Genomic DNA, 26,167 nt, shown 5'->3' with positions numbered 1-26,167 from the left:
GAATGAAGTCTATTTTATTAACGAGGCCTTTATTGGATTCGTTCAATACAAGAAATATATTGAGAAAGTATGGATACAAAGTTTTTATAGAACCAGTATTCACAATAAAGTACTTAAATCCTGATATATCTGCGTACGAATTTGACGTTGTGATATCTACAAGTAAAAACAGTGTAAAGGCTTTTAGTCAAATATGCAAAGAGGATGACTTTCCGATTATTACAGTTGGTAATTCAACCATGCAGGCTGCAAAAAATTTGGGATTTTCTGATATAATCTCAGCAGACAGCAACGTTGATGGTCTGATATCATTCATAAAAGCTCATTATTCAAACGCAATAAAGTTCTTGTATATAAGGGGACAAGAAGTATCATGTGACCTAAAAAAGAGATTATCTGAAGAAGATTTTAATGTAAGAGAAGTTGTACTCTATAAAACAATTATAAAAAGGAGTCTAACTAATAGGTGTAAAAATTTACTGTTGGATGGTAAAATTGATAGTGTTGCTTTTTTTTCCTCACAGACAGCAAGGGTATTTTGTTCATTAGTTCTAAAAAGTGGGCTATCTCATGTGATGAATAATACAGTTGCATATACCATGAGTAAAAACATTGCTGATAGTTTAAGGTTAATCAAATGGAAAAAAATTATAACATCGAGGTTGCCTACTGGGGAGAGTTTAATTGATATAATTAATAAGGATTGTTGATGCTAAAGATTGCAACTTGGAATGTAAACTCCATACGTAAAAGAGTTAACCAACTTTGTAGTTTTATAGTTGACAGTCAGATAGATATAGTTTTGCTGCAAGAGATAAAATGTACGGAAGAGCAATTTCCTTATGTAGAGATAGAAAAGTTAGGATATGAATATGCTATCTATGGACAAGTTGCAAGAAATGGCGTTTGTGTTTTATCTAAATATCCGATACTGGAAAAATTAAAAATTGATGTTGTAGAGAGTCATCAAGAAGCACGTTATATAGAATGTGTGATAAAACACACCAATCATAAGGTAAGGGTAGGAAGTGTATACGTTCCAAATGGTCAAAGCCCAGACTCTCATATGTTTGAGTATAAACTCAAGTTTTTTGATAACCTATATGAAAGGATGAGCACTTTGTTGAAAAATGAAGAGTTAACTATTATAGCTGGCGATTATAATGTTGCACTGGATGAAATTGATGTTTTTGATTCAAATTTATTGAATGGCCAAGTGTGCTTTCATATAAAAGAACGTGAGAAGTTAAGAGCAATCTTGAATCTTGGGTTTAAAGACACGTTTAGAATATCCCACCCCAATTTGCAACAATTCACTTGGTGGCATTATCAAGGCAATTCACTCAGAAACAATCAAGGAATGCGAATAGATTATATGCTATTATCGCCACAAGCTGTAGATAAATTGGAAACATGCTACGTAGATGATAGATTGCGTAAGCTAGAAAACCCGTCTGATCATACTCCTGTTGTATGCGTTATAGAATAATAGTAGACCTCTTACACAACTCACTTTATTGGCAAACTCAGGTAGTCTTACTTGGTTGCTGCCCTGTGGTTTTTTGCTGATCTAAAGTAACTTGTTCAAGCACAGTAGACTGCTCACTCTTTTGAGTAAGTTGCTCCTCAGTTGTTACAGCAGGTTGATTACCCTGCCCAGTTTCATTAACTTTGGATCCTAAAATTTTACTAATACCATCAAGAATTTTCCCATCCCATCCTTCTTTTTTCTTTTCATCTCGTGAATGAGGGTTATATAAAGTACCTTTTTTGTCATTTGAAAAAAGAACCTCCACTCCCCCTTTTATGGCGAATATTGTACCAATAACGGCAGCAACTATCGCGAGTGTAGTAGGACCAAAAATTAATATTGAAGCAATGGAAAAAGAAATAGGAAGAAAAATCTTACGTAAGAATGCTGTTGCCATCTCTTCATCACTGAGTGGTGGTTCATCCTCTTCTTTTTTATCTTTACCTAAGAATGGTATTTTTTCTTTCACCCCATTCATAAAAGAGCTGGAAATATTTTTTGGGTCTATCTTTATTCCAAGCGGCCACCCAGCAAGCTTTATGAGTGAATCTTTAGCTTCTGTACCGCGTATATCAGCTACACATTCAGCTACTTCTTGCTTTATTTTGTCATTCTTTAAATTCTCTTCACTAGCTAAATTTTTTTCTCTAATTTTTTCAAATACGGAAAGTAAAAGCTGACAAAAGTTTTCTTCACTTAGTAACTTTATATCTTCTTGATTAATATTATTGAATATACCTTCATGATTTTTTGATATAAAAGTAAAAATTTTCTTTTCATTTCCATTCTGTAATCGCTCTAATCGTTCATCTAATGACTTCAGATCATCCTGTAATTCTTGTTTTTCTCGATCTGGAAGTTCTTCTTTCAATTTCTGTTCCTTCTTTTCTATTTCCTGTTTCGTTTGCTTTTTTAGATTTTCTAGAGTTTCTGGATTTTCTAAAGTATCTAGGAAAGCACGATAGATTAACTGGTGCTCCTCGTTTTTAAATTTAAAAACTTTCTCATCTTTGTTAGTTACCTGATTTGAAGGCTCCAAATTCTTTGTTTGTGGAGTTAATATTTTTGTCATAACTGAGTTACTCACATTTACTATACTTTAATTGTAGCATATTTTTCATATTAATTCAAATAATCTATACTCTTAGAATCTGCCATGTTTAAGTCATAATTAAGAGCCCAGTTGTCGCCAATTTTTATTTCTACTTCAAGTGGTATAGAAATTTCTATTGCATTTTCCATTACGTCTTTCATAAGTTTTGCTGTTTCTTGTACCTTTTCGTCTTCTACTTCAACCAGTAGTTCATCGTGAATTTGGAGGATTATTTTACCTACTTTTAACTGATCAAAAAGCTGAATCGTCGCACGTTTTATTATATCAGCAGCAGTTCCTTGCAGTGGTGCATTTATCGCTGCCCTTTCTGCAAATTGTCTTACATAAGGAATTGTATTGTTTATGTCTCTTACAAAGCATCTCCTGCCAAACAAAGTTTCTACATAACCATGCAATCTTGCGATAGACACTGCTTTTTCCATATAGGCCTTTATTTCTGGGTAACAGGAAAAATAGTAATTAATGTATTCAGCAGCTTCCGCAATGGTAATTCCAAGCCGTTTTGCAAGGCCAAACGGGCTGATTCCATATATAATTCCAAAATTAATGGATTTTGCTTTGCGTCTTAATTGCTCATCTATTTCTTGCACTCCAAAAACTTGCCTAGCGGTGATATCGTGAATATCTTGTCCGTTTGCAAAAGCTTCTTTAAATGCTGCAACGTTTGCAACGTGTGCCAGGAGCCTCAATTCTATTTGCGAATAGTCAGCAGAGATTATCTTGCACCCTTTTGGCACAATAAATGCTTGTCTGATAAGATTTCCCTCTTCGCTTCTGATAGGAATATTCTGTAAATTAGGATTGCTGGAGCTCAGCCTTCCAGTTGCAGTTGCAGTTATTGAAAAGCTTGTGTGTATTCTATCATCGAGCGGATCAACCTGTTTTATTAATGCATCAGTGTAGGTACTCTTCAATTTACTTGAATGTCGCCAACTTAAAATTTTACCTGCAATTTCTACCCCTTCTTCTTCGAGTGCCTCTAGAACTTCATAATTGGTGCTATACGATCCAGATTTTGACTTTTTCTTTTTATTAAGCCCCATTTTATTAAATAAAACATCACTTAATTGTTTTGGTGACGCAATGTTGAATTTCTCCCCTGCCAAATTATATATCTCACTTTCAAGTACAGCAATTACCTGCTGAAATTTATCGGACAGCTCCTGTAATTTTTGAATATTTAGCAATATTCCATTTTTCTCCATATTAAATATCACTTTCATAAGTGGCTTATCGAAGCGCTCGTAAATTGTGAACAATTTTTCCTGAAATAACCTTTGCTTTAGCTTTTCATGAATTGCTATTAAAGTTTTTGCCGAGAAAATTTCTGCATTTTCACTCAAATTATGCGCAACTATGTTTGGAATACTGTGATCATGTTTTCCTGTATCCAAGCTATACGACATTATCATCAAATCATCAACTGAATCTAGCATCTTCTCCACTGCAGGGAAGATTTTCCTCATCTCTTTAATGTTATGTATTATTTTAAGCACCCCATTTGAGAGTAAAGTTGAGTTGATTGTAATGAGTGCATTTTGTATGCTATCTTGCTCTATACAAAAAATATTACTTTCGCTATAAGATAGACTTAATACATTGTTTTCAAGGTGGTAATGAATTGCAATTTTGCCTTCATATCTACAATGCTCCAAAAATTTCTCTAACTCTTCACTACTATATTCTATTTTCTCTTTTGTGCTAGATCCATTATAGGAAAAAAGCTTTTCTATTTTACCTATTAAGGAATTGAATTCATACTTCTTTAAAAAGGATAATAGTTTTTCCATATTTGGAGGGCGAACTTCACATTTTGCAATATCATGTTGAAGGTCTACTTTTTCGCATAGTGATAAAAGTTCTCTTGAAATTAGCGCTTTTTCCTTATGTTCAGCAAGAATATTACGAATCCTCGTTTGCTCGATGTTATCAATGTTCTCTATAATATTATTCAATGAATCAAATTCATCTAGTAATTTAGCTGCAGTCTTCGGACCTATTCCCGGAACGCCTGGAATGTTGTCAGATGCATCACCAGTTAGAGAAAATAAATCAAGAAGCTTGTGTGAGTTTACACCAAATTTTTCTATTACTTGTTTTTCATCTATATATATATTTTTAATGGGGTCGAATATTAAAATATTGTGGTTCAAGAGTTGAAATAAATCTTTATCTGATGAAACGACTACCACTTTAAAGTCTTGGTGGTTGGCGTATTTTGCAGCTAGTGTTGCGATTATGTCATCTGCTTCATAACCTTCAATTTCTTCATAGCTGAGGTTAAAAGCTTCTACCGCTTCCCTCAGTATGGTGAACTGTGGAATTAGATCCTCAGGAGGCGTTACTCTGTTTGCTTTGTATTCAGGATATAAATTGTGCCTAAAATTCTTTTTTCCTGCATCAAGTGCTATAGTTAAGTAGTCCGAATGGGCAATGTACTTAAGAACCATATTCAGAAAGCCATATACACCACCTATTGGCATTCCTGTTGTGGTAATTAAGTGAGGTAGTACATAGTAAGCTCTGAAAAGAAAACCATAGCCATCGATGATTGTGAAAGTTTTTTCTTTCATTGTAGATATTTATGCGTGCTTTTGATGGTCCACTATTTAGCTGCGAAAATCAAGTTTTTGTTTTTCTGCTTTTGAGCATTGTAAGAGATTCTGCCGAAAATAGCATTCATGCATGGTTATACCAATTAGACTTCTTGCATAACCATATAACATTGGGAATAGAAACGAAAAAGCTACTTGACAAACTCCGCCAGCCCCCTTATCATGAAACTGAAGGTATTCAGTTATCTTCATCTGTGCAGATTAAACAGCAAGAAAACAACGTAGTTGGCGTCTTATTTTTAATTTTTTGCACTATGTGCACCTTATGTCTTCACAACATTTCTAGGTTTTTGCCTATATAAGCTGAAACGCGCTTATAAGTCGTTTAAGACAGTATAGTACGCCAATTTGCAGGATTAGAGAGTGACAACTAGCTAACACGGGGTTTCTTTTGCCTTTTTTTCTGCTTAGTAAATTTCTTAAACATTTTAGCTAAGGTAAGTTGTATTTAAAAGCAGCTAAATTGCAGTGTTTAAGACTTAAAAAACGCCAATGTTTTTAAATAGATATTAATCGGGGCTTCTTTTGCCTTTTTTTTTATTTGGTAAATTTCTTAATATTTGTGGCTAAACGACAATCGTCATCCCGCTACTTGTTAGCGGGATCTAGAGATACCGCGGCGGTATGACGGTGTAGATGATGGTTAAGTAATTCGTCATCCCGCTGCTTGTTAGCGGGATCTAGAGATACCGCGGCGGTATGACGGTTCGCGGTGGTATGACGGTCTGCGGTGGCATGACGGTTCGCGGTGGCATCTCGTCATCCCGCTACTTGTTAGCGGGATCTAGAGATACCGCGGCGGTATGACGGTGTAGATGATGGTTAAGTAATTCGTCATCCCGCTACTTGTTAGCGGCTAAGAGATACCGCGGCGGTATGACGGTTCACGGCGGTATAGTAACTCGTCATCCCGCTACTTGTTAGCGGCTAAGAGATACCGCGGCGGTATGACGGTTCGCGGTGGTATAGTAACTCGTCATCCCGCTACTTGTTAGCGGCTAAGAGATACCGCGGCGGTATGACGGTGTAGATGATGGTTAAGTAATTCGTCATCCCGCTACTTGTTAGCGGGATCTAGAGATACCACGGCGGTATGACGGTTCGTGGCGGTATGACGGTCTGCGGCGATATGACGGTTCGCGGTGGCATGACGATAAGCTCGTCATCCCGCTACTTGTTAGCGGCTAAGAGATACCGCGAATGAATCGCGGTATGACGATGAATGAATCGCGGTATGACGGTTCGCGGTGGTATAGTAACTCGTCATCCCGCTACTTGTTAGCAGGTGAGATACCGCGGCGGTATGACGGTTCGCGGCGGTATGACGGTTCGCGGTGGTATGACGATAACCTCGTCATCCTGCTACGTGTTAGCGGATGAGATACCGCGAATGAATCGCGGTATGACGGTCTGCGGCAGTATGACGGTTCGCGGTGGCATCTCGTCATCCCGCTACTTGTTAGCGGGATCTAGAGATACCATGAATAAATCACGGTATGACGTGTTAGCTATACCTTTTTTCTACTTAGCTTGGGTTATACAAGAAGTCTAATGAAGTGAAAATAAATTTATTTACCAAAATAGAGTTGCCTTGGTCTACAGATCTTAGTTTCTTTATCATTTATCATTTCATACCACTGAGTAACCCAACCAGTGGTTCTTGCAAGTGCAAAAATAGGCGTGAACATATTTGAGGGAATATCGATAGCATTCATTATTATACCTGAGTAAAAATCAACATTTGGATATAACTTACGCACGATAAAATATTCATCCTTTAAAGCTATTTCTTCAAGTTTTTTTGCAATTTTGAGCAATTCATTATTTTGTTCTAGTTTACTTAGAACCTCATGACAAGCGTCTTTCAATATCCGCGCGCGCGGATCATAATTTTTATAAACACGATGTCCAAATCCCATCAATTTAAATGGATCTTTATCATCTTTAGCTTTTTCGATGAATTTATCTATATCTTCACTTTGCTCTATCTCTTTTAGCATATTTATAACTGCTTCATTAGCTCCACCATGTGCTGGTCCCCAAAGTGTAGCAACTCCTGCAGAGAGGCTTGCAAACAGATTAGAGCCAGCCGATCCCACCAATCTGACAGCCGCCGTAGAAGCATTCTGTTCATGATCAGCATGGAGAGTAAATATTTTATCCAGAGCTTTTGCAAAAAGGGCGCTTTTATCATTATCAACAGCATCGCCAAATATCATCTTTAAGAAATTTTCACTGTAACTTAATTCATTGTTAGCATTTATGAATTCCTGATTGTTGATATGCCTATAAATCATTGCAACAATTGCAGGAACTTGTGCTATTGCAGAAATTCCAAAATCTAAATCTTCACCATTGACATTGTTGCCATGTGTTTCATGGTAAGATGCTGACAAATTTGCAAAACATGCAACTAAAATCGACATAGGGTGAGCAGTTTTTGGAAATGCTTTGATTACATTTGTAACTTGCTCTGATACTTTGGATGATTCTTGTATTTTGAGAAGAAATTTTTTGTGTTGCTCTGAACTGGGTAGTTCACCATAGAGTAATAAATAAATCACAGCAGTAAAACTATTATTCTCTGCCAAATCAGCTATATCATGTCCCCTATATTTAAGAACTCCTTCATCTCCATCAATAAATGTAATCGAAGAAGAACATGAAGCTGTGGAAACAAACCCCGGATCATAAGTGAATAATCCTGTCGTCTTATATAAATCCTTGATATTTAACACGTCAGGACCTATTGTTCCACTTAATATGGGTAGCTCAATTTTTAATCCATTACTTAGTTCTAATAGCACTTTTTTATCCATCACTTAAGCTACTTAAATTTTATACAGAATATACAAACTGAAGAGTATATATTAATACAGTTAACTTTACATTAACCGTATTAAGCGGTCATCAATGCTTTTACTTTTGCATTTAAGCGACTTATTTTACGCGCAGCAGTATTCCTATGAATAACACCTTTATTCACACACTTGTGTAAATTAGATTCAGCATTCCGAAATGCCAGAACAACATTTTCTTTGTTGCCAGACTTGATTATATCAACCAATTTTCTAATAGCGGTGCGAGTTTTACTTTTCCGCATCTTATTTATTAAAGTGCGCTTTGCTATTACCTTTATCATTTTTTTAGCACTCTTATGATTTGCCATATATTAATACCTAAAATACTGTACTTTTTTTTTAATTATAAAGTTTTTTTGTTAATTTGCAATATCAGTTTTTTCTATGGTTAATCTACTGCTTCTCTCTTCAATAATTTTTTCTAAACTTTGCAAGAATTCATTTTTGTTTAACCCAGGATATATTGGGGGCAATATTTCTATTACTGCCTTTCCGGGATTCTTTCTCAGAGAAAGTATGCTTTTTGGCCAAAACAAACCAGTCTTTAAAGCAACCGGTAACACAGGAACAGATAATACGCTATATAAAGCAGCAATACCTGGTTGATATTTTATATTTTGGTTTATAGTCGTTCTTGTACCTTCAGGAAATATTATTATGCTTCTATTTTCTTTTATACGCATTTTTGCTAGTTTAATTATATGGCGTATAGAACTGATACCATCTGAACGGTTAATAAAAATCATTTTCAGCGCTATAAGATGTAAACCAATGAATGGAATCCATTTCAATTCACGTTTTAAAATAAAAACCGCTTTTCTAAATAGTAGTATAAAAATAAATGTTTCAAATGGAGATTGGTGTTTAGATGCAATGATAAAAGGTTGCTTAGGAATGTTTTCCATTCCCCTCACTTCATATTTAATGCCACATAATAAACGCAGCATGAATAATACAACTCTCACCGAACAGACGAGGAAAATGGTTATTACATACTCAGGAAAGAAAATTACAGGGAGAGCAATTAAAGTATAGAATACTTCCCATAATATAAGGAAGAAATTAAACAATAAACTTGAAATCACAAACTCACATAAACTTATTTGAATTTAACTTTACTACAAATTAAAAGCAATAAGTTTAATTATTGATCATCTGAGTAATAGGATGCGAATCAGCTAATTTGTCCTTTAACTTTTCGTTAGCAATATGAGTATATATTTGTGTTGTAGAAAGGTTAGTATGGCCAAGAACTTTCTGTATCAACACAATATTTGCTCCGCTATCCAGTAGATGGGTAGCAAAAGAATGCCTAATCACGTGTGGAGAGATCTTATTTTCATCAATATTGCATTTTCTTGCTAACTCCTTCATTAATTGACCGACCCTCTGCCTTGTAATTGGTTTATTAGGTTTATCACCTGGGAATAGCCAATCGGATTCCTTTTCGTTAGGGATCAGATTGTCACGAACTGATAAATAATTTCTAAGGCTCTGCAATGCTTGTTCATTAAAAAGAATTTGCCTCTCTCTACCACTTTTTCCTTTTATTATTATATAGCATTCTTTGTTATTACTGTTTATTAAATGTGACACTTCACATAACTTCATATCAATTAGTTCAGAAACACGCATTCCAGAAGAGTAAAGGATATCTAAAATCGCACATAGCCTTTTACTGCTTATCTCTTTATTCGATTCGCTTGCTGATTTTCTCACTGCGTCCATTAGCAAAAATATTTCTTCGACACTTAAATACTTAGGCAAAGGACGAGAAACTTTTGGATTCTTTAATTCAGCATCATTAGCCGGTGCTGGATTAAAATCTATTATTCCGTCATTAAATAGACACTTATAGAAATTTTTCATAGCGGATATTTTTCTTGATATAGAGCTACTTTTATATTTTTTTTGTGTACATAGATATTTCACATAATCTTTAATATTGGTTTTGTTTACGCCAACCAAGGTAGTGCCGCTTTCTAATAAAAATTCTTCAAACTGGTGTAAATCCGAACGATAACTTTCCAGAGTATTTTGTGTAGCGGACCTCTCTGAAGCCAAAGCATCTATGTAATATGTTATGTAAAGATTTTCTTTTTTATTTTGCGACTGTTTATTTTTCATTATCAGCTCCTATATTTATTTCTTTGGCTATAATTTGATTGGAAGTGTTTCCTATGTGTCTTATGAGAAAATATGAGACAAATAAGGCATTTATCAATAGAGTGAACATCACAAACCTTTGCTTTAACCTTTTTTTTAAATTTAATCTTACTCTTATCATAGTTAAATTATAACGTCAAATCTATAAAAAACACCTTATAAAGTGAGCTCTACTATAAATATAGAATACTTCTTAGCTGTATCTATCTATATTTATTATAACATAACATTTATTATAATTCTAACATGGACAGATAGAGATTTCAATTACGTTAGTGTTATGGGTGTTAATAAATTTTTAATATATACAATGAGTACTTTACAAAAGAAGAAATCAAATGGCATCTTTTTTAAATAAAGTGCTAATAAAAGGAACGGTCACATTTGACCCTATAGATTCATTATCTATCTTCTCTATAATTTTATCAATGCTATAGAAAGAACGTTCTATTCTTGCTAAAATATAATTAATCACTTTTAAATCAATTTTTAACTGTTTATCTGAAAATCGTTTTATTAGCATGATTCTTAATAATTCTTCGCTTGCAGGCAAAATTTTTACGCTGATAGTTGATAATATTCGAGAACTTAAATCTCTTAGTTTGAAGTTAAGTTTTTTTGGCGAAATTGAAGAAGTGATTAGCAGCTTCTTATCATTTTCTTTCATGTAATTGTAACAATGTAATAACATTTCTTCATCTTTAATGTTTTGTACGTCTTCTAAAATAAAAGCATCGCTATACCTAATCTCGCTTACAAAGTTATTCACATTGATAAAAATTGCATCGTTTATTGACTGCCAAATATGAGCAAGATGAGTTTTACCAGAGCTTTTAGGTCCAAAAAGAATGAGAGATTTCCAAGATAAATCCTCAATTACTGAATTATATATGTGCTTATTTTCATCTAAGATGATGTAATTTTGCCGACTATAATCAGCTTGATTGTTGTTAAATAAATTTAATTGCACATTAAACCTCTTACGTAACCTCTTTCTGGTAGTAATTTTTGCGCAGAAATTTACTTACGCTCCTCAAATATCTCAGGTATTCTGGGCTCATTTCTCCTCTTACCATAAATTGATTATGCAAAAGGTCTGTTAGCCGTTTTTATAAAGCTCACTTTTAAAATATTTATTGATTGCATATTCTACTGATACATTGAACATTGCTATTATTGGAATAAAAAGTAATATACCTGTAAATCCAAAATATGAAGCGCATATAGTAATTCCCAGAATAATTACAGTTGGATGTATATGAACTTTTTTTCCTATTAATAAAGGAACTAATATGTTTGAATCTATTAATTGTCCAACACCAAATAATAGCAAAACGGCAGCACTTTCAAACCATTCACTAAATTGAGTAATAGCGCTCAAAAACCCAATAATGGTATATAATAATGGTCCTACGTAAGGTATGAACGTTAATATTCCTGATAAAATTCCAATAACAATAGAGTGTTTCAATCCGATTATGCTCAGGCTCACAGAGTAAAAGACCATCATGACAATACATACATTTACCTGCCCCTTTAGATAATTAGATATGATGAAATCCACTTTGGAAAAATAATTTGCAACTTTTTCTCTATAAGAAACAGGAATTAATTTATTAGCTTTTTCTATAATTAAAGGCCAATCACGTAATATATAGAAAAACACTACAGGAGTAATCACCATTAATGATACCGTGTGAATCAAGCTAAAGCTTGAACTTAACACTTGGATTATAAAGTTACTAGCAATATCAAGAGCATTTATGAAATAAGATACATAGTCGCTGTCATTTTCTGCTAGATTTTTAGATAAGTGATCAAATAAGCTATCCTCGATTTTTATATTAAGAAATTCTAATACAGAGGGGATTACTTTAAGTTTTAATGAAGGCACTTTACTCACTAAGAAATTTAATATTGAAGTAATTTGAACATATATAATAGGTAAAACAAATGTTATAACTAGTATAAAAGCTATTAATAAAACAAGTATTATAAAAATTACAGAACATGAACGCGGTATTCTATACTTTTCAAACTTGACTACTAGCGGATTAAACAAATATGCAATAACAATAGACATTAAACATGGAAAAATCATAGGACGCATCAGGAATAACATCCCTATTATAAAAAGCAGTATAAAACAAATAGTTATATGACGTTTTTGCATGCGTTTAGCATAGTCAATTTACTGAAAAATATACAGTTTATTGTAAATACTATCTATTCATTGTTTTATCAATTTTATTAAGTATTAGGTCAATCAAATTTTCACCCAATTCCCAACTAGATAAAACTCCGTTATGTGGATCATCTTCATACCTTTTCGAATTAACAATCTTGATCAATTTTCCACGTAGCAATACATCATTTTCTATTGCGTGCGCCAATTGTGCAGGTTGTGGTATTAAGTAATCTCTTTTGCTATTAATAACTATTATTGGCATATTCAATTTTCCCTCATCTCGCAACTTTCGTATATCGTTCACTAAATCAAAATCTAGATCTAAAGCCTTTAGCAATTTTTTAAAAATGGATGAGGGCAACATACTTAAAATTTTTGCTTGAGGGATCGGAAAATGCCCTATTGCTGTATGAAAAGAGCTGAAAGTGCTAGTAAAAATAACACTTCCAAGTTTAACGTTTTTGTCTGCAAAGTGCTTCAAAACTGCCGATGCAACTGCTCCTCCAAAGGAATGGCCAAAAAGTATAATGTTTTCAGGCCTCACACCCTTGTCCATTAATTCATTGATTTCTTCTATCGAGGGCTTAAGCAAACTTTGATCTCTATTTATAAAGGGAATAATAATAAGCATTACGGATAAAAAAATGCAAGTTAGAGCAGCTAAGCTTGCTAAACCAACTACTCCAGCTGTTATGGGGCTTATAAGTAGTAATATTGCAATGGGCGCTGATACAGATGCCACGAGGAACAAAAAGCTAACTGCAGCATAAGTTATGTAGTTTTGGAATATAGCCGGATATTTATGTGTATGAGCAATAGCTTTTAGCCTATTTCTGCCACATAAATGCTGTAAGCATTGTTGAGCATTTTTATGATTATCCCCTATTCCATGAAAGAATATAAGGTGTATCTCATTTTCTTTATTACACTTAGTAATGTGCATTCTAGCATCGTATTATATCTTATAAGATAATACACTCTTTTTTTAAAACTGTAAATAACTTGTTACTATACACTTACGCTGAAAATGATAAATATGCACACTAACAGACTTAAGAAATACAAAATAGCAGCATTAATAGTTGCAGCAGGAGTAGGCAGTAGATGCAGTAACACAATTCCTAAGCAGTATACAAAACTTGCAGGTAAATCTGTTTTATTTCATGCAATTAAAAGATTTCTGGCTAACCAATATATAGATTACATAAGAATAGCAATTAATAGAGACCATGAAAGTTTTTATAGGGAAGCAATGGATCTCTTATCCAACCATTATTTAAGTGAAAAATCAGCAGTACACTCCTTCCAGCGCGTGACGCTGGAATCTAGAAAAAAAGAAAGTATGGATCCAAGTAGTCAAGCTACTTGGATGACAGGAGGTGTAGATACTAAATTACTAAGTCCAATATATGGAGGAGAAAACAGGCAAAATTCAGTTAAACTAGGGCTTGAAAGCTTACAAAAAATTAACCCAGATTTTGTAGTTATACACGATGCTTGTAGGCCTTTTGTGTCAGATGTTCTGATAGATAACTTGGCTCAGTCCATGATTAATGATCAATATACAGGAGTAGTACCAGCAATAGAAGTCGAAGACACTATGTCATTGGTGGGTAATAATTTCGTTGAATCTACGATTTCAAGAGGAAAACTCAGAGCCATACAAACTCCTCAAATTTTTAATTTCAAAGAATTATTATCGTGCCATCAATCAGACAAAGAATTTACTGACGATTCATCACTAATGGTAGAGCACAAAAAACATGTTGCGATTATTAAAGGTGAGAAAAGCAATTTTAAGTTAACCACAAAAGAGGATATCAATATGGCAAAGCTTCTCTTTGAAGAGCCAAAATTTCGTGTCGGAACTGGTTATGATATACATAAGTTCATTAAAGTTCAAAATGGTGCTGAGAGCTTTATAAAAATTTGCGGTGTGAAAATTGAACACAACATGGCAATAGAAGCGCACTCTGATGGTGATGTTGCAATACATGCAATCGTTGATGCAATACTCGGAGCACTGGGATGTGGCGACATAGGAGAGCACTTTCCTCCTAGTTCCTCTGAATGGAAAGATTGCAATTCATCTCACTTTCTTGACTTTGCTGCTAAAAAAGCAAAGGAAAAAGGGTACAGCGTGTCTAATTTAGATATTACTATAGTTTGTGAGGAGCCTAAAATATCGCCTTACAAAGTAGAAATGAAGAAATTCATATCAAAAGCATTAGAGATTGATGATGAATTCGTAAATGTCAAAGCAACCACTGCAGAAAAATTAGGTTCTCTTGGAAGAAATGAAGGAATAGCAGCATATGCTTCTGTGTTATTGCATACAAACTTTTATTGGGAATAGAAACGAAAAAACTTCCTTGACAAACTCCGCCAACCCCCTTATCATGAAACTGAAGGTATTCAGTTATCTTCATCTGTGCAGATTAAACAGCAAGAAAACAACGTAGTTGGCGTCTTATTTTTAATTTTTTGCACTATGTGCACCTTATGTCTTCACAACATTTCTGGGTTTTTACCTATATAAGCTGAAACGCGCTTATAAGTCGTTTAAGACAGTATAGTACGCCAATTTGCAGGATTAGAGAGTGACAACTAGCTAACACGGGATTTCTTTTGCCTTTTTTTCTGCTTAGTAAATTTCTTAAACATTTAAACTAAGGTGAGTTGCATTTAAAAGCAGCTAAATTGCAGTGTTTAAGACTTAAAAAACGCCATACTTGAAAGTATAATGTAAGTAATTAGCCAACCACGGGGCTTCTTTTGCCTTTTTTTTCATTTGGTAAATTTCTTAAATATTTATAGCTTATATCTAAAATAATACCTTGTATCTTTTTTCTGTTTAGGTTATGCAAGAACCCATGCTTGACACTTGGATTTAGTGCAGCTACCCTAAATTGGAATTGCTATTCTTGGCTGAAAGGAACACATTTTTAGAATAATGAAAACAATCAGCACTTTAATTCAAGAAGGATCGGAGTTATTATCGTCACATAAAGTTGAATCACCACATTTAGATTGTGAAATCATCATGCAGCACGTACTTGGAGTGGAAAGATCATTCATAATTATGAACCATGCTGATCAAGTGCCGATGGAGAAAGAACTTTTATTTTGGAAATTAACAAAAAAAAGAGCGGAAAGATATCCAATATCGCAAATAATAGGTAATCGTGAATTCTGGAGTAAAAATTTTATAGTTAACCAGCATGTTTTGGATCCAAGACCAGATAGTGAAACAATAATCCTAGCAGTGTTAAAATATTACCCAAATAAAAAGCAGAGACTAAAAATTGCAGATTTTGGTACAGGCACAGGTTGTTTATTGATATCCGTACTTAGTGAGTATGAAAATGCCGTTGGGATCGGTTTTGAAAAAAGCTTGGAAGCATACAAAGTTGCCTATCAGAACACAAAGAAACATAATCTTCTCAGCAGAGCCAAAATATTTCCAAGCTCATGGACAGAGTGCAGAGGTTCATTCGATCTTATAATCAGTAATCCTCCATATATTAAAAGAAGCAAATTGAAAGACCTGCAAGCCGAAGTGCAAAAGGAACCAAGAATTGCTCTTGATGGTGGAATTGATGGTTTAAACTGTTACTTGAGTATTTTTTCAATATTAAGGAGGTGTCTTAAAAAAAATGGGTTTGCGATATTGGAGATAGGTGAAGATCAAAATGATATTGACAAAATAATACCCTCATACAAATTAGCTTTTCAGGAATATGTACATGATTTGGCAGGAATGAAGAGGTGCATTGTTGTGCAAAAAACATAGCTAATGTTTTCTTGTATTATCTCCTTCATCCCATATTATCCTATGTCATTCCAGTACCCTCTACCTCGTCATCCCAGTGCGTGACACTGGGATCTATATTTAACTAGATCCTATGGTCAAGCCATAGGATGACAGGAACGGTTTTATGCATTTTTTAAAAGGGCAACATGTTTAAGCTTTGCTGGCAAAGTGGAAAGTAAGGCCAGCCTCTATGCCGTGTGTATGAAAAAAGCCATTCTGTATGGTAGTAGATACTTGATTATCACCTGTTTGTTCAACCATTTTACCTTTTGGCTTACCTGCGCCATTATTAAAATTGGGATCCCACTTTGAGGTTTCTAGTTTGAACTCACTGCTACCAATAGCACCAAAACCTCTATATCCAATATGCATATTTACATCTTCGTTTATGCGATAATCAAGGCCAGCTTTTAATTGACCTGCGGGTCTTATTGACGATTTTTCAAACATTTTCATTCTTGTTGCACCGACTCCAATACCAACGTAAGGAAAAAAAGAGAAACGGTCACTTTTCCAATGATGATAAACATTTGCCATTAAAGACGCGTTTTCTATCTGGTCATGATTGACTATTGCTCCATATCTCTCTTCTGGGTTAGCTTTATCCTTTATGTAGGATATTGTTATCTGGCTGCTTGCTAAACCAATATTACCCACTTTTACAGAAGAATACATTCCTTCCAATTCAGCTCTGTAGCTATTGCCATTCAATTCCCCTGTATAACCAAGTGCCACATTTGCAGCAAAAGGTGGATTATAATCTCCTTTATACTTACTTAGTGATTGACCTTCTGTATTCTGAGCACTCCTGTCATTTACAGATACATTATTGGCAGCTGTAGCAGCAGTATCTCCAATTTTTGCTTTCAACTCACCCATGTAATTTAAATATTGACCGTAATACCCACTGCCAAAGTAAAACCCTTCTGTTTCACTTGCAAAAGATTGTTGTGACAACAGCAAAGCAAGTGCTGTAACCGCTAATGTTTTTTTACTAATCATTACTACTCCCCTAGTTAAAATAGCTAATCTAATACTAATTAATTAAAAATGGCTTAATATGAAAAACCTAATTATTTGCATAACTTGCACTTTTCTGAGCTAAAAATAGGCAAAGTTAACCTTTATTTTTGATCATTTTTTAATTTATCGTCAATATCCTCATCTTCAAATTCATCCTCCTCGTCTTCGTCATCAAACCCATCATCGCTCCTCTCGTCATCAAACCCGTCATCATCATCTTCAAACTTATCGTCAATATCTTCATCATCAATATCTTCGTCTGCAAATTCATCTGATTCATCATACACTGCATCCTCTGTTTTAGTTTCAGCAGGATAATCAGCAGCGCTAGGCCCCTCAAGAGCATTATTCCCCTCGTTATTAACCTTATCTTTGCTCGCAGCAGCAGAAAGAACTTTGTTTGGGTCATATGGTTCTTGTGTAGGCACACGAGTTTGCTTGAGCAGTCTTTTTGTGAAGGTGCTATCACTATAGTACAAAATTTTCCTTGATTTAATTGGGTAAGTTGACTCTATTAAAATTATCTGATCGTCGCGTGGCAACATAATAACTTCTTGAGGCAATAGCAATGCCCTCTGTGTTTCAGAGATATGCAACGACCTTGAAGCAGGATTTAAATCTAAAAATTTAGGCTTATTCAACGATTCTTGTTGTACAGTTTTGTTTCCTATAAGTTGCGATATTAAATTAGCTGTTTCAATATTATTGGCTGCAAAAGTTATTCTGTAAGTCGAGTTTGACAAAAAGGAGTTCATTCCTGCTTCTTCGTATATTCCTTTGAGCTGCTCAGTATCTTGAACAATTAAGAATAACCTAACTCGATAACCACGAAAATATGCAATACCTGTTTGAAATTGCTCCATTTTTCCAAGTGTAGGAAACTCATCCATTAAAAACAATACGCCATAAGGCTCGTCATCCGATGGCAATTTTCTACATAAAAACTCAGTTGCCTGTTGGTAAAAAACCTGCATTAAAGGCCTGAGCCTAGTCAAGTTGTCAGGAGTTAAACCAACATAAACTGTAGTTTTCTTCTTTTTAAAATCTAAAATATTAAAATCACTTGACGCAGTTGCAGTATCAATCAATGGGTTTGCCCACAATTCAAGCGATGAGTTCATAGTTGATACAACACCCGACCTTTCTTTATCAGCTTTTTGTAAAAAAGCTGCAATATTCATATATGCTACAGGGTGTAGTATTTTACCCATTGTATCAAGAGCAACAGCAAGATTATAAACTACGTCATCACTACGCATCGTACGCACAACTTCACCAAAAGATTTAACTTTCTCTGGTGCAGCAAGTAAGTATAATACCACTCCAACAAATAAGCTTCTTGCTTCATTTTGCCAAAAGTCTTGTTCAGGCATGATGAGGTTAGCTATTTTTTGCACATCGTCAACCATCTGCCCAGGTTTTTTACTAATCCATTGTAATGGATTGTAACAGTGACTTATTCCATCTGGCTGCGCTGGATTCCATACGTATACTTTTTGTCCTTGTCGTTCTCGCCAACCACTTGTTATTTCATAGTTTTCTAATTTTATGTCGTGTACAATTACCGAGTCAGTCCAAAATAATAAATTAGGAATTACAAAGCCAACACCCTTACCAGAACCTGTAGGTGCAAATAACAATGCATGCTGAAACCCATCAGCAATAAAGTATCCTCTTTTATCTTTACCAAGCAATAATCCCTTTTTGCTTCTTAATCCTGCTTTTCGTATGTCTTTCTCTGATGCCCACTGCGAGTCTCCATGAAGTGATTCTTTCTTTTTAAATGGTCGCCACTCAATTATCCTTTCTCTTAAATTCCATAAGATAATCATTAAAACAACAATAGGCATTGTAGAAGATAGAATTAATTTTAATTTGAGCTCAAGGCTATATAACTCTGGGTGGTGCCAACAATATTGTATATGATCAAAAATCGTTGGCCAAAGAGCTTGAGGGAAAGGCGTCAAACTAGGATTAATTGCCTTAAAATCCACAGCATCCGGACCGTCAACTAATAGAAAGAACAATATACCAGATAGATAGAAGCAAAACTCAAGTACGCTAAAAGCTACTACACCTCCTATGAGAATATTACGTAGGTGATTTCCATTACTCATAAACTACTCTTTTTTAACTTATGTATAAATTTAAGCATTTTCGCTTGCAGATCTAGTAAATAATATCTCAGAAATGCTTCTTTTGCCCCCACCGGTTCTTTTTAGCTGAATAACAATATCAATCACATTTCTAATGTATGGTATAATTTGGTCTGGAGGAATGCCAAGATTTGCCTGCATAACCATCAATTTTATTTGCTCAAGGGCCATTGTTGGACTATCCGCATGAAGGGTTGATATTGATCCAGGGTGACCAGTATTTATCGCCCTAAGAAAACTAAAAGCTTCCGCTCCACGGAGCTCACCAACTATTATTCTGTCTGGCCTTAAACGTAAGCACGCCTCTATCAAATCTTGAGTGGTTACTTTTGCTCTGCCCTGCCCTCCTTTGGAGGCAATCAGATGCACTCTATTTGGATGATCGTTCAAAACGATTTCCCTTGCATCCTCAACAGTAATAATTCTTTCCTCAGTTGGAATAGCACGCAAAGTAGCATTAGTAAAAGTAGTCTTACCAGTGGAAGTTCCACCGCTAATTATAATATTTTTCTTACTTATTACAGCGTATTCTAAAAACTCTTTTATTTTTTTTTGCCTTAACAGTAAATCCAAATGACGGTCAACTGGATTATCAGTTGCTTCTGTAACAGTTTCAGAAAAAGCCCCCATTTTTTCGTAATCATCGAGTGCTAATTGCATGCTAGAAGGCTTACGAATCGACATGACTACTTTATCAGGTTCACATGCTGGTGGAAATACTATCTGTATACGATAACCATTTGGTAATGTTGCCGAAAGTAAAGGTGCTTCTTCGCTAAGTTTTTGTTCTGTAGCTTGAGCAATCAGTCTGCCAAGAGATTTCAAATGGTTAAGATCGAATACTTCTAATTTTTCACACCTTATTTCACCGCGATTTTCAATCCATACTTCCTTTGGCTTATTTATTGATATTTCATTTACGCCTTCTTCTTGAAATATGCCTTGTAATGGCTCCAAATATGTATCAAGTGCAGCATAATTCATTTCATTGATTTAATATTGCCTGTGGAGGAAATACTATATCTTGGTTAACAAATACTTTCAACGCGGTGCCTTGATCAACATAAATAGTTGGTTTTTTATCTGTGTATCTGCCTACTATATCCCGCATATCTTTAGAAAAATCCTCGATTGATTTCCCGATTGCTTTATCATAAACAGACTTGCTTCTTTTCTGAGTTTGCCTCAACAGTTGACGTACATCGTCTAAAGTTATACCGATATTGTCACTAGTAATTGCATCAACTCCACTAGCTCCAGAACTTTTTATCACACTTACTATTTCTTCCTTTATTATTCTCAGTAAATCCTGATCACTTTTAGCATTCCGAATTTTTTCAATAGCCCTAAGACCCAATTTCCATTTTTCGTCTCCTACCCTCCCAACTTCAGTTTTTATAGCATCCTCCAATCTCTCAACAATAGCCCCTTTGAGAGAAGAGATATCTATTTCAGTTGCAGTGATGGATCTCACCGCATCCATAGCAGTTAGCGTATCAATAAGATTAGAGGCCTTTTGCCCTATAACAGCCGAACCAATTGAAACACCAGCAAGTGCCACTGAAGAGAATAATGCACTTACTATTTTATTATCAACTATTCCAGCTATTCCTGCTCTGCCAAGTTCATCCGTACCAAGTGATGAAATAGCAATATCTATTCCATGAGGAAGAATGACCCTACTCCAGTTTATATTTACACGAGCTCTTGCGACATTCGAGTCAAATGAATAACTGCCTATCAATCTTGAGCCTTTAGGTATTAAAACTGTATCACCAGTTTCTGCATAAACATCTCTACTCACCATAGCACGCAGCATTCCTTGCAGATCAGAGTTTATTGCAGTTTCAAGAACAGCATCAATAATTTTACCTTGAGTAACCATTAAACCAAGCTTTCCTACTCTGGTAGCTTTGCTCGATTGTGCTGAAGTGTCAGATAAAATAGCATCAGCAGCCTTATTCTCTCCACCATCACTTGAAATTGTTAACATTTGTGCACTACGTCTGTCTCTAGGATAACCGCTACCCCCTATTGTAGGAAACGAGGTAGGTAAATTGCCCATAACATTACTAGAAGGAAAATTTTGCTTTGGCAAAATAGGTATATTTGACACAGGAGTTTCTTTTGGTTTCTCTTCTTCTTTTCTAATTTGTTTTATTTCTGGTATGATTGGTGGTGTAGGAAGAGGAGGTAAGGGTGGTAAGGGATCAGTTATTATTCTTTCAGGAACCATTACATTATCTGGAACTTGTTCCAACTTTCCCTTCAATTCTTGAACATTTTGCTTTGTTTCCTCTTTTTTAATAACTTCTGAACCCTCTTTATGAGAAGGACTAAAATAGAGATAATACACTCCACCAACCAGAAGCACTAAAATAATGACCATCAATGCCCTATGACCTTGATTAGAGCCAACTGTTACTACCTTGTTCTCTATTTCTGATTCATCTTCTGAATTGTTACGCCTTTCTTTATTCATATTGCATATACCACAGCTAAAGTGACCTATTTATAATTTCAACTTCACCATCTTCATAACGCATAAATAGCTTTTTATGTACTCCTTTTATTATAACATAATCATCAAATAACAGCCTTTTACAAGGTTTATCCTCCTCTTCTACAAAAATCTGAGGTATTTTATTATTATTTCTAAATTTTAAATAGGTTAAATAACCATCATCAAATAGCTCAATCGGAACTATATCCGCATTACCACCTTCATCAATATATGTATAATTGTACTTCGTATCATTTTCTTGTATTATTTTTTCTGGCTTGTCTGTAGTATATTGCATTTGAGTAGGTAAAGAAACCTCATCTAAATCAAGATCAAATTCACCTTCTTCTTGAGGATAATAAAAACGTACTACGTAAGATATATCCTTTTCAGCAGAATAATCGTGACCCACTTTCTTAGCATCAGTATCTGGGTATTTATCGTAGTTTGGCCTTGAGATTAAATCAAAAATGTAATTTCTTTTTTTAGTTGTTGTAATAATCATGTTAGTGCGACTACTAACTTCAAATGGCATGATAAGCAATTTATTGTCATAAGGATTAATTTTCCAACTTGATGCATCACCAACAGCGATATTTTTAACTTTTTCTCCTTCCGCAAATTCAATATAAGAATAGTAACCCTGACTAAAAACCACCGTAAATACTTCATTAGGGCTATACACAAAAGTCTTTATTCTACTATCTACAGAAATAGGCTCATTATAATTAATGGATGCGTTTAAATTGCCACTTACAAGTAAAGCTAAAACTAATAATATCCTATACATATTCATCATCTACTCTATATGAAATAACTTGAAATCCTAATGGGTTAATATATCTTTGCTGATCATCCATTTCAAGCGATGCATATCTATATGACATAATAACTATCTTATTTTTTCTTGTGGAACTTCCATCTTTCCGTATAAATTCCACAAAAAACCTCACCTGAAGAGCATCGTTACCCAATTTTTGAATTGAGCGAATTTTAAATTCACTTTTGGTATCTGAGTACAAATTAAAAAGATCATCCATATTCTGTGATCCTACATAATTTCTAAATTCATTATACACATTAGGTGAGGAAAACAACCTCACCTTTGTATAATAGTTATAATTATAATGATATGGATCAAAAACCTCCCTTGCTTTTATATACTCTGAAATAAAATAAACGTTTAGCGCTTCATTTGCAGAATATTGTTTTACTGTGACAGGATCAACCAATTGCACTATTCCTGATTTCTTGTCAATTTCTATAACAAATGGCTCAATAGTGCTACTTGTGCTAATTTTAAATATGACTAATATGCTGATAGAGATCGTTGCTAATAATATTAATGCAAATAAAAGTAGAATATTCCTTTGAGCAATAACTGTGCTGTAGCGGTTTGAATTCCAATCTATATCCTTATCTAAGGATTCAGTATTTTTTTCTCGCTTAAAAAATCTTAGCATTTTAGTATTCCTAAAAATCTTAACTTATGTTAATAAACATAGCAAATTAACAAAGTAGTTACAACAAAAAAGCTAAAAAACTCTTAATCTATGGCCTAGCTTACCAAACTTTGTTTCCATATATGAATCGTTATATTTATTACGTTCCACAATAAGTGGTAGACACTTTGTAACTCCTATACCACTACTTTCCAATTCTGACAATTTCCTATCATTGTTTGTAAGTAATTGGATTTTGTTAATGTTCAATTTATTAAGCATTTTAGCTGCAACAGCAAAACTCCTTTCATCATCTTCAAAACCTAATATTCTGTTTGCATCAACAGTATCAAGATTATGTCCTCTTTGCACACTGTAAGCTCTTAACTTATTAGTTAAACCAATGCCTCTTCCATCTTGCATCAAATACAATATAATACCACTTCCAGAGTCAGCTATCATTTGAATTGCTTGATGTAACTGACTTCTGCAATCGCATGATAAGCTATCTAACAAGTCACCCGTATAGCACGAAGAATGAATTCTTACTAATGGTTCGCCATCTTTATCTGGATTGCCAATGATAATTGCATGATGTTCTCTTCCACCACTTTCTGTTCTATAAGATATGATATTTACTTCTTGAGTCTGTTTTAAAAATAATGATGTTTTGCACACTTCATATACATCCTGATTTTCTTGAAAATTATTTATGAATGACGTGTCCAGTGCAATAACGTCATTTTTCTCGCACCAATTTCGCATTTCATGGTTATTCTCAAAAGTCATATCAGCCACTAACGCGTATGGCAATAATTCTGAGAACTTAAGCAAGGCAATAGCACATTCATCTATTGTCTTTGAGCATTGCAACTCTCTTATGCAATCTTCCTTTGAACAGTTTATTAAATGGAGCAGTTCATCAAAATTATTCACCAACAGACGTTTGCTGTTATGTTCTTTATTCTGAGATATGTATTTTACCTTACTTGAAGTTAAAGTAACATATACATTACTTGATATAAGCTTGTATTGATTAAATAAATCTCTTTCTAAAGCCTCAGCAGCAGCGAACAATAGGTAATTACTTTTATCATATATTACAATTGGCCGGCCGCGCCTGATTTCGCTGATAGCTCTTTCTACCTTATTGCTACTCTGATTTCCTATAAACATTTTTACCCATATTAAGCAGCTATGAAAAAACTGGTGCGGCCGAGAAGACTTGAACTTCCAAGGCCTTATGAGCCACAGCGACCTCAACGCTGCGTGTCTACCAATTCCACCACGGCCGCACTATATTCTAGTTTTTATATAATTATTTTAAATTATTTAATCATTTTAGAATTTTTCATCTAGAGTGTCAATCTGATACTAGAATAATTTAGAAATTACTTGTATAATTTGATTATGAATTTTGTGATTATAAATTTTAATCATTTAAGATAACCTTACTACTAATTTTTAACTTAGGTTTTTATACAAATGAATGTAGCTAATATCTTTATTTTTTTAGCTCTCTCTCTTATAACTAGCTTTCATTTCGTCCATGCACAGATATTATACACATGGTCTCAAGTTATCCCAGAAAATAAATTAAGCATACGTGCAATTACAGACAATGACATGTGTCCCATTGTTTATGTCGATGGCGAGGAAATAGAAATGCTGAATCGCAGCTCAATTAACAATGGTGATCATAACGAAACAGTTTGTGAACTGACAGTACAAACAAGTGCCAAAAACATTAGTATTGAGGATCTACGAGTTCCTATATTACCAGAAAAGGTTAATAAAATTGCTTTTATTGGTGACACGGGTTGTAGAATAAATATGTTATTTCAGCAGGAATGTAATTCGGTAGATAGCTGGCCTTTAAAAAAAAATTTAGATTCAATCGCCCTTCATAAACCAGATTTAATTATCCATGTTGGTGATTATCATTATAGACAAACAAAATGTAGAAATACAAAAAAGTGTGGCGATATTTATGGATATAATAAAAAAGCTTGGTACGCTGATTGGTTTGAGCCTGCAAAGGATATTTCATTACAATCCCCTTTCCTTTTTGTTCGTGGAAACCATGAGAGTTGTAATAGAGCTTATGAAGGATGGTTCAGGTATCTAGATTCATACCCCTTTTCGTCTGAAAAATGTGGAAACTTCGTTTCTAGTTGGTCCTTAGATGCTGGACCGATGAAATTTTTTATCTTCGACTCTTCATCCGGTGAGGATATTTTTACAACCCAAAGCACAATTGATGCTTTTGAAAGGCAATTTGATAAATTGATACAAGATAAGCCCACGTGGTTTTTAACTCATAAACCGCTTTGGAGATCTCCAAAAAAAGAATTTTTGACATTAAAAAGCCATGGTAATCTTACACAAATTGAAGCTTTTGGAGATAAATTTCCAAGCAATGTCACTACCATAGTTTCTGGCCACATTCATATAGCCCAGATTTTATTAATGGATAATGTTCCAGACCAGATTATAGTTGGAAACGGTGGTGCATTATTACACGCTCAAGATCAAGAGCCTGTTTATCAAAATGTAGAATTTGACTATTCAAATGGTAGAAACTACTTAGCACACGAGGTTAGAAACTTTTTCGGTTTTGGCTTTGCAATACTAAACTTAGATGATCACAAATTTACCTTCTATAATCAACACAATAAGGAAATGTATTCTGCGAAGCTAACAGAAGATTTTAAACTTAAACGGATTAAAACTATAGTCGATTCATTTTAGGAC

At 34.4% G+C, this 26,167-nt stretch carries 22 protein-coding genes and 1 tRNA gene; 5 read left to right on the top strand and 18 right to left on the bottom strand.

Annotated elements, in window-relative coordinates:
* Positions 1-2 precede the first annotated feature (2 nt).
* The gene (locus AAGD68_RS05830; protein ID WP_264687969.1) at positions 3-710 is read left to right on the top strand and encodes a uroporphyrinogen-III synthase; all 708 of its coding nucleotides are present in this window, start codon (positions 3-5) and stop codon (positions 708-710) included.
* On the top strand, positions 710-1,489 hold the full coding sequence (locus tag AAGD68_RS05825; RefSeq protein WP_253309345.1) for an exodeoxyribonuclease III: 780 nt from the start codon (positions 710-712) through the stop codon (positions 1,487-1,489). Before AAGD68_RS05830 ends, AAGD68_RS05825 begins: the two co-directional genes overlap by 1 nt.
* Before the next feature lie 37 nt (positions 1,490-1,526).
* Here AAGD68_RS05825 and AAGD68_RS05820 read toward each other — a convergent pair whose 3' ends face one another.
* The 10 genes from AAGD68_RS05820 to AAGD68_RS05775 all read right to left on the bottom strand — a co-directional run bounded on the left by AAGD68_RS05820 (position 1,527) and on the right by AAGD68_RS05775 (position 13,418).
* The gene (locus AAGD68_RS05820) at positions 1,527-2,594 is read right to left on the bottom strand and encodes a hypothetical protein (protein ID WP_406719585.1); all 1,068 of its coding nucleotides are present in this window, start codon (positions 2,592-2,594) and stop codon (positions 1,527-1,529) included.
* 59 nt (positions 2,595-2,653) lie between these two features.
* Entirely contained in the window at positions 2,654-5,218 is a 2,565-nt protein-coding gene (polA, locus tag AAGD68_RS05815) for a DNA polymerase I (RefSeq protein WP_265045127.1), read from the bottom strand.
* Positions 5,219-6,828: 1,610 nt separating this feature from the next.
* A complete protein-coding gene (locus AAGD68_RS05810) occupies positions 6,829-8,079 on the bottom strand; it encodes a citrate synthase (RefSeq protein WP_253309349.1) in 1,251 nt (416 codons plus the stop codon).
* A gap of 80 nt (positions 8,080-8,159) precedes the next feature.
* Positions 8,160-8,429, bottom strand: a complete 270-nt coding sequence (gene rpsT / locus AAGD68_RS05805; protein WP_164225118.1) for a 30S ribosomal protein S20 — start codon at positions 8,427-8,429, stop codon at positions 8,160-8,162.
* A gap of 51 nt (positions 8,430-8,480) precedes the next feature.
* Positions 8,481-9,206, bottom strand: coding sequence for a lysophospholipid acyltransferase family protein (locus AAGD68_RS05800; RefSeq protein WP_320109404.1), 726 nt, complete (start codon positions 9,204-9,206; stop codon positions 8,481-8,483).
* 55 nt (positions 9,207-9,261) lie between these two features.
* Positions 9,262-10,248 carry a tyrosine recombinase gene (locus AAGD68_RS05795; RefSeq protein WP_253309350.1) on the bottom strand — a complete coding sequence of 329 codons (987 nt, stop codon included), beginning with the start codon at positions 10,246-10,248 and terminating at the stop codon, positions 9,262-9,264.
* Complete coding sequence (locus AAGD68_RS05790; RefSeq protein ID WP_309166781.1) at positions 10,238-10,408, bottom strand: hypothetical protein; 171 nt, start codon at positions 10,406-10,408, stop codon at positions 10,238-10,240. The genes AAGD68_RS05795 and AAGD68_RS05790 overlap by 11 nt, the downstream gene beginning before the upstream one ends.
* Before the next feature lie 213 nt (positions 10,409-10,621).
* Complete coding sequence (locus AAGD68_RS05785; RefSeq protein ID WP_253309351.1) at positions 10,622-11,257, bottom strand: DnaA ATPase domain-containing protein; 636 nt, start codon at positions 11,255-11,257, stop codon at positions 10,622-10,624.
* A 129-nt stretch (positions 11,258-11,386) separates the two neighbouring features.
* Positions 11,387-12,460, bottom strand: a complete 1,074-nt coding sequence (locus tag AAGD68_RS05780) for an AI-2E family transporter (RefSeq protein ID WP_341814184.1) — start codon at positions 12,458-12,460, stop codon at positions 11,387-11,389.
* A 49-nt stretch (positions 12,461-12,509) separates the two neighbouring features.
* The gene (locus tag AAGD68_RS05775; RefSeq protein WP_253309353.1) at positions 12,510-13,418 is read right to left on the bottom strand and encodes an alpha/beta hydrolase; all 909 of its coding nucleotides are present in this window, start codon (positions 13,416-13,418) and stop codon (positions 12,510-12,512) included.
* An 84-nt stretch (positions 13,419-13,502) separates the two neighbouring features.
* Between AAGD68_RS05775 and ispF the strand changes: the two genes are divergently transcribed.
* Both ispF and prmC read left to right on the top strand, forming a co-directional pair.
* Positions 13,503-14,831 carry a 2-C-methyl-D-erythritol 2,4-cyclodiphosphate synthase gene (gene ispF / locus AAGD68_RS05770; protein ID WP_253309354.1) on the top strand — a complete coding sequence of 443 codons (1,329 nt, stop codon included), beginning with the start codon at positions 13,503-13,505 and terminating at the stop codon, positions 14,829-14,831.
* Positions 14,832-15,428: 597 nt separating this feature from the next.
* Positions 15,429-16,268, top strand: a complete 840-nt coding sequence (gene prmC / locus AAGD68_RS05765) for a peptide chain release factor N(5)-glutamine methyltransferase (RefSeq protein ID WP_253309355.1) — start codon at positions 15,429-15,431, stop codon at positions 16,266-16,268.
* A gap of 171 nt (positions 16,269-16,439) precedes the next feature.
* Here the strand turns inward: prmC and AAGD68_RS05760 are convergent, their stop codons facing one another.
* From AAGD68_RS05760 to AAGD68_RS05725, 8 genes are all read right to left on the bottom strand, one after another.
* Positions 16,440-17,291, bottom strand: coding sequence for a P44/Msp2 family outer membrane protein (locus AAGD68_RS05760; RefSeq protein WP_341814183.1), 852 nt, complete (start codon positions 17,289-17,291; stop codon positions 16,440-16,442).
* 122 nt (positions 17,292-17,413) lie between these two features.
* The gene (locus tag AAGD68_RS05755) at positions 17,414-19,429 is read right to left on the bottom strand and encodes a type IV secretory system conjugative DNA transfer family protein (protein WP_265045125.1); all 2,016 of its coding nucleotides are present in this window, start codon (positions 19,427-19,429) and stop codon (positions 17,414-17,416) included.
* A gap of 30 nt (positions 19,430-19,459) precedes the next feature.
* A complete protein-coding gene (virB11, locus tag AAGD68_RS05750) occupies positions 19,460-20,452 on the bottom strand; it encodes a P-type DNA transfer ATPase VirB11 (RefSeq protein ID WP_253309358.1) in 993 nt (330 codons plus the stop codon).
* A 1-nt stretch (position 20,453) separates the two neighbouring features.
* A complete protein-coding gene (locus tag AAGD68_RS05745; protein ID WP_253309359.1) occupies positions 20,454-21,950 on the bottom strand; it encodes a TrbI/VirB10 family protein in 1,497 nt (498 codons plus the stop codon).
* Positions 21,951-21,966: 16 nt separating this feature from the next.
* Positions 21,967-22,767 carry a P-type conjugative transfer protein VirB9 gene (gene virB9, locus AAGD68_RS05740; RefSeq protein ID WP_253309956.1) on the bottom strand — a complete coding sequence of 267 codons (801 nt, stop codon included), beginning with the start codon at positions 22,765-22,767 and terminating at the stop codon, positions 21,967-21,969.
* Entirely contained in the window at positions 22,754-23,434 is a 681-nt protein-coding gene (locus tag AAGD68_RS05735; protein WP_253309360.1) for a virB8 family protein, read from the bottom strand. Before AAGD68_RS05735 ends, virB9 begins: the two co-directional genes overlap by 14 nt.
* Positions 23,435-23,506: 72 nt before the next feature.
* Positions 23,507-24,589 carry a GTP cyclohydrolase II gene (locus AAGD68_RS05730; RefSeq protein WP_253309361.1) on the bottom strand — a complete coding sequence of 361 codons (1,083 nt, stop codon included), beginning with the start codon at positions 24,587-24,589 and terminating at the stop codon, positions 23,507-23,509.
* A gap of 31 nt (positions 24,590-24,620) precedes the next feature.
* A tRNA-Leu gene (locus AAGD68_RS05725) sits at positions 24,621-24,708 on the bottom strand.
* A gap of 190 nt (positions 24,709-24,898) precedes the next feature.
* Between AAGD68_RS05725 and AAGD68_RS05720 the strand changes: the two genes are divergently transcribed.
* On the top strand, positions 24,899-26,164 hold the full coding sequence (locus tag AAGD68_RS05720; RefSeq protein WP_253309362.1) for a metallophosphoesterase family protein: 1,266 nt from the start codon (positions 24,899-24,901) through the stop codon (positions 26,162-26,164).
* Positions 26,165-26,167: the final 3 nt, after the last annotated feature.

Source organism: Wolbachia endosymbiont (group A) of Machimus atricapillus, assembly GCF_964027095.1.
GTDB lineage: Bacteria > Pseudomonadota > Alphaproteobacteria > Rickettsiales > Anaplasmataceae > Wolbachia.
This window is presented reverse-complemented; position numbering and strand designations above follow the sequence as displayed.

Bases quoted from the DNA above. Each gene is read 5' to 3' on its own strand.
- AAGD68_RS05830 (WP_264687969.1), top strand. From the start codon at position 3: ATGAAGTCTATTTTATTAACGAGGCCTTTATTGGATTCGTTCAATACA.
- AAGD68_RS05825 (WP_253309345.1), top strand. From the start codon at position 710: ATGCTAAAGATTGCAACTTGGAATGTAAACTCCATACGTAAAAGAGTT.
- polA (WP_265045127.1), bottom strand. From the start codon at position 5,218: ATGAAAGAAAAAACTTTCACAATCATCGATGGCTATGGTTTTCTTTTC.
- AAGD68_RS05810 (WP_253309349.1), bottom strand. From the start codon at position 8,079: ATGGATAAAAAAGTGCTATTAGAACTAAGTAATGGATTAAAAATTGAG.
- rpsT (WP_164225118.1), bottom strand. From the start codon at position 8,429: ATGGCAAATCATAAGAGTGCTAAAAAAATGATAAAGGTAATAGCAAAG.
- AAGD68_RS05795 (WP_253309350.1), bottom strand. From the start codon at position 10,248: ATGAAAAATAAACAGTCGCAAAATAAAAAAGAAAATCTTTACATAACA.
- AAGD68_RS05790 (WP_309166781.1), bottom strand. From the start codon at position 10,408: ATGATAAGAGTAAGATTAAATTTAAAAAAAAGGTTAAAGCAAAGGTTT.
- AAGD68_RS05780 (WP_341814184.1), bottom strand. From the start codon at position 12,460: ATGCAAAAACGTCATATAACTATTTGTTTTATACTGCTTTTTATAATA.
- AAGD68_RS05775 (WP_253309353.1), bottom strand. From the start codon at position 13,418: ATGCACATTACTAAGTGTAATAAAGAAAATGAGATACACCTTATATTC.
- ispF (WP_253309354.1), top strand. From the start codon at position 13,503: ATGATAAATATGCACACTAACAGACTTAAGAAATACAAAATAGCAGCA.
- prmC (WP_253309355.1), top strand. From the start codon at position 15,429: ATGAAAACAATCAGCACTTTAATTCAAGAAGGATCGGAGTTATTATCG.
- AAGD68_RS05760 (WP_341814183.1), bottom strand. From the start codon at position 17,291: ATGATTAGTAAAAAAACATTAGCGGTTACAGCACTTGCTTTGCTGTTG.
- AAGD68_RS05755 (WP_265045125.1), bottom strand. From the start codon at position 19,429: ATGAGTAATGGAAATCACCTACGTAATATTCTCATAGGAGGTGTAGTA.
- virB11 (WP_253309358.1), bottom strand. From the start codon at position 20,452: ATGAATTATGCTGCACTTGATACATATTTGGAGCCATTACAAGGCATA.
- AAGD68_RS05745 (WP_253309359.1), bottom strand. From the start codon at position 21,950: ATGAATAAAGAAAGGCGTAACAATTCAGAAGATGAATCAGAAATAGAG.
- virB9 (WP_253309956.1), bottom strand. From the start codon at position 22,767: ATGAATATGTATAGGATATTATTAGTTTTAGCTTTACTTGTAAGTGGC.
- AAGD68_RS05735 (WP_253309360.1), bottom strand. From the start codon at position 23,434: ATGCTAAGATTTTTTAAGCGAGAAAAAAATACTGAATCCTTAGATAAG.
- AAGD68_RS05730 (WP_253309361.1), bottom strand. From the start codon at position 24,589: ATGTTTATAGGAAATCAGAGTAGCAATAAGGTAGAAAGAGCTATCAGC.
- AAGD68_RS05720 (WP_253309362.1), top strand. From the start codon at position 24,899: ATGAATGTAGCTAATATCTTTATTTTTTTAGCTCTCTCTCTTATAACT.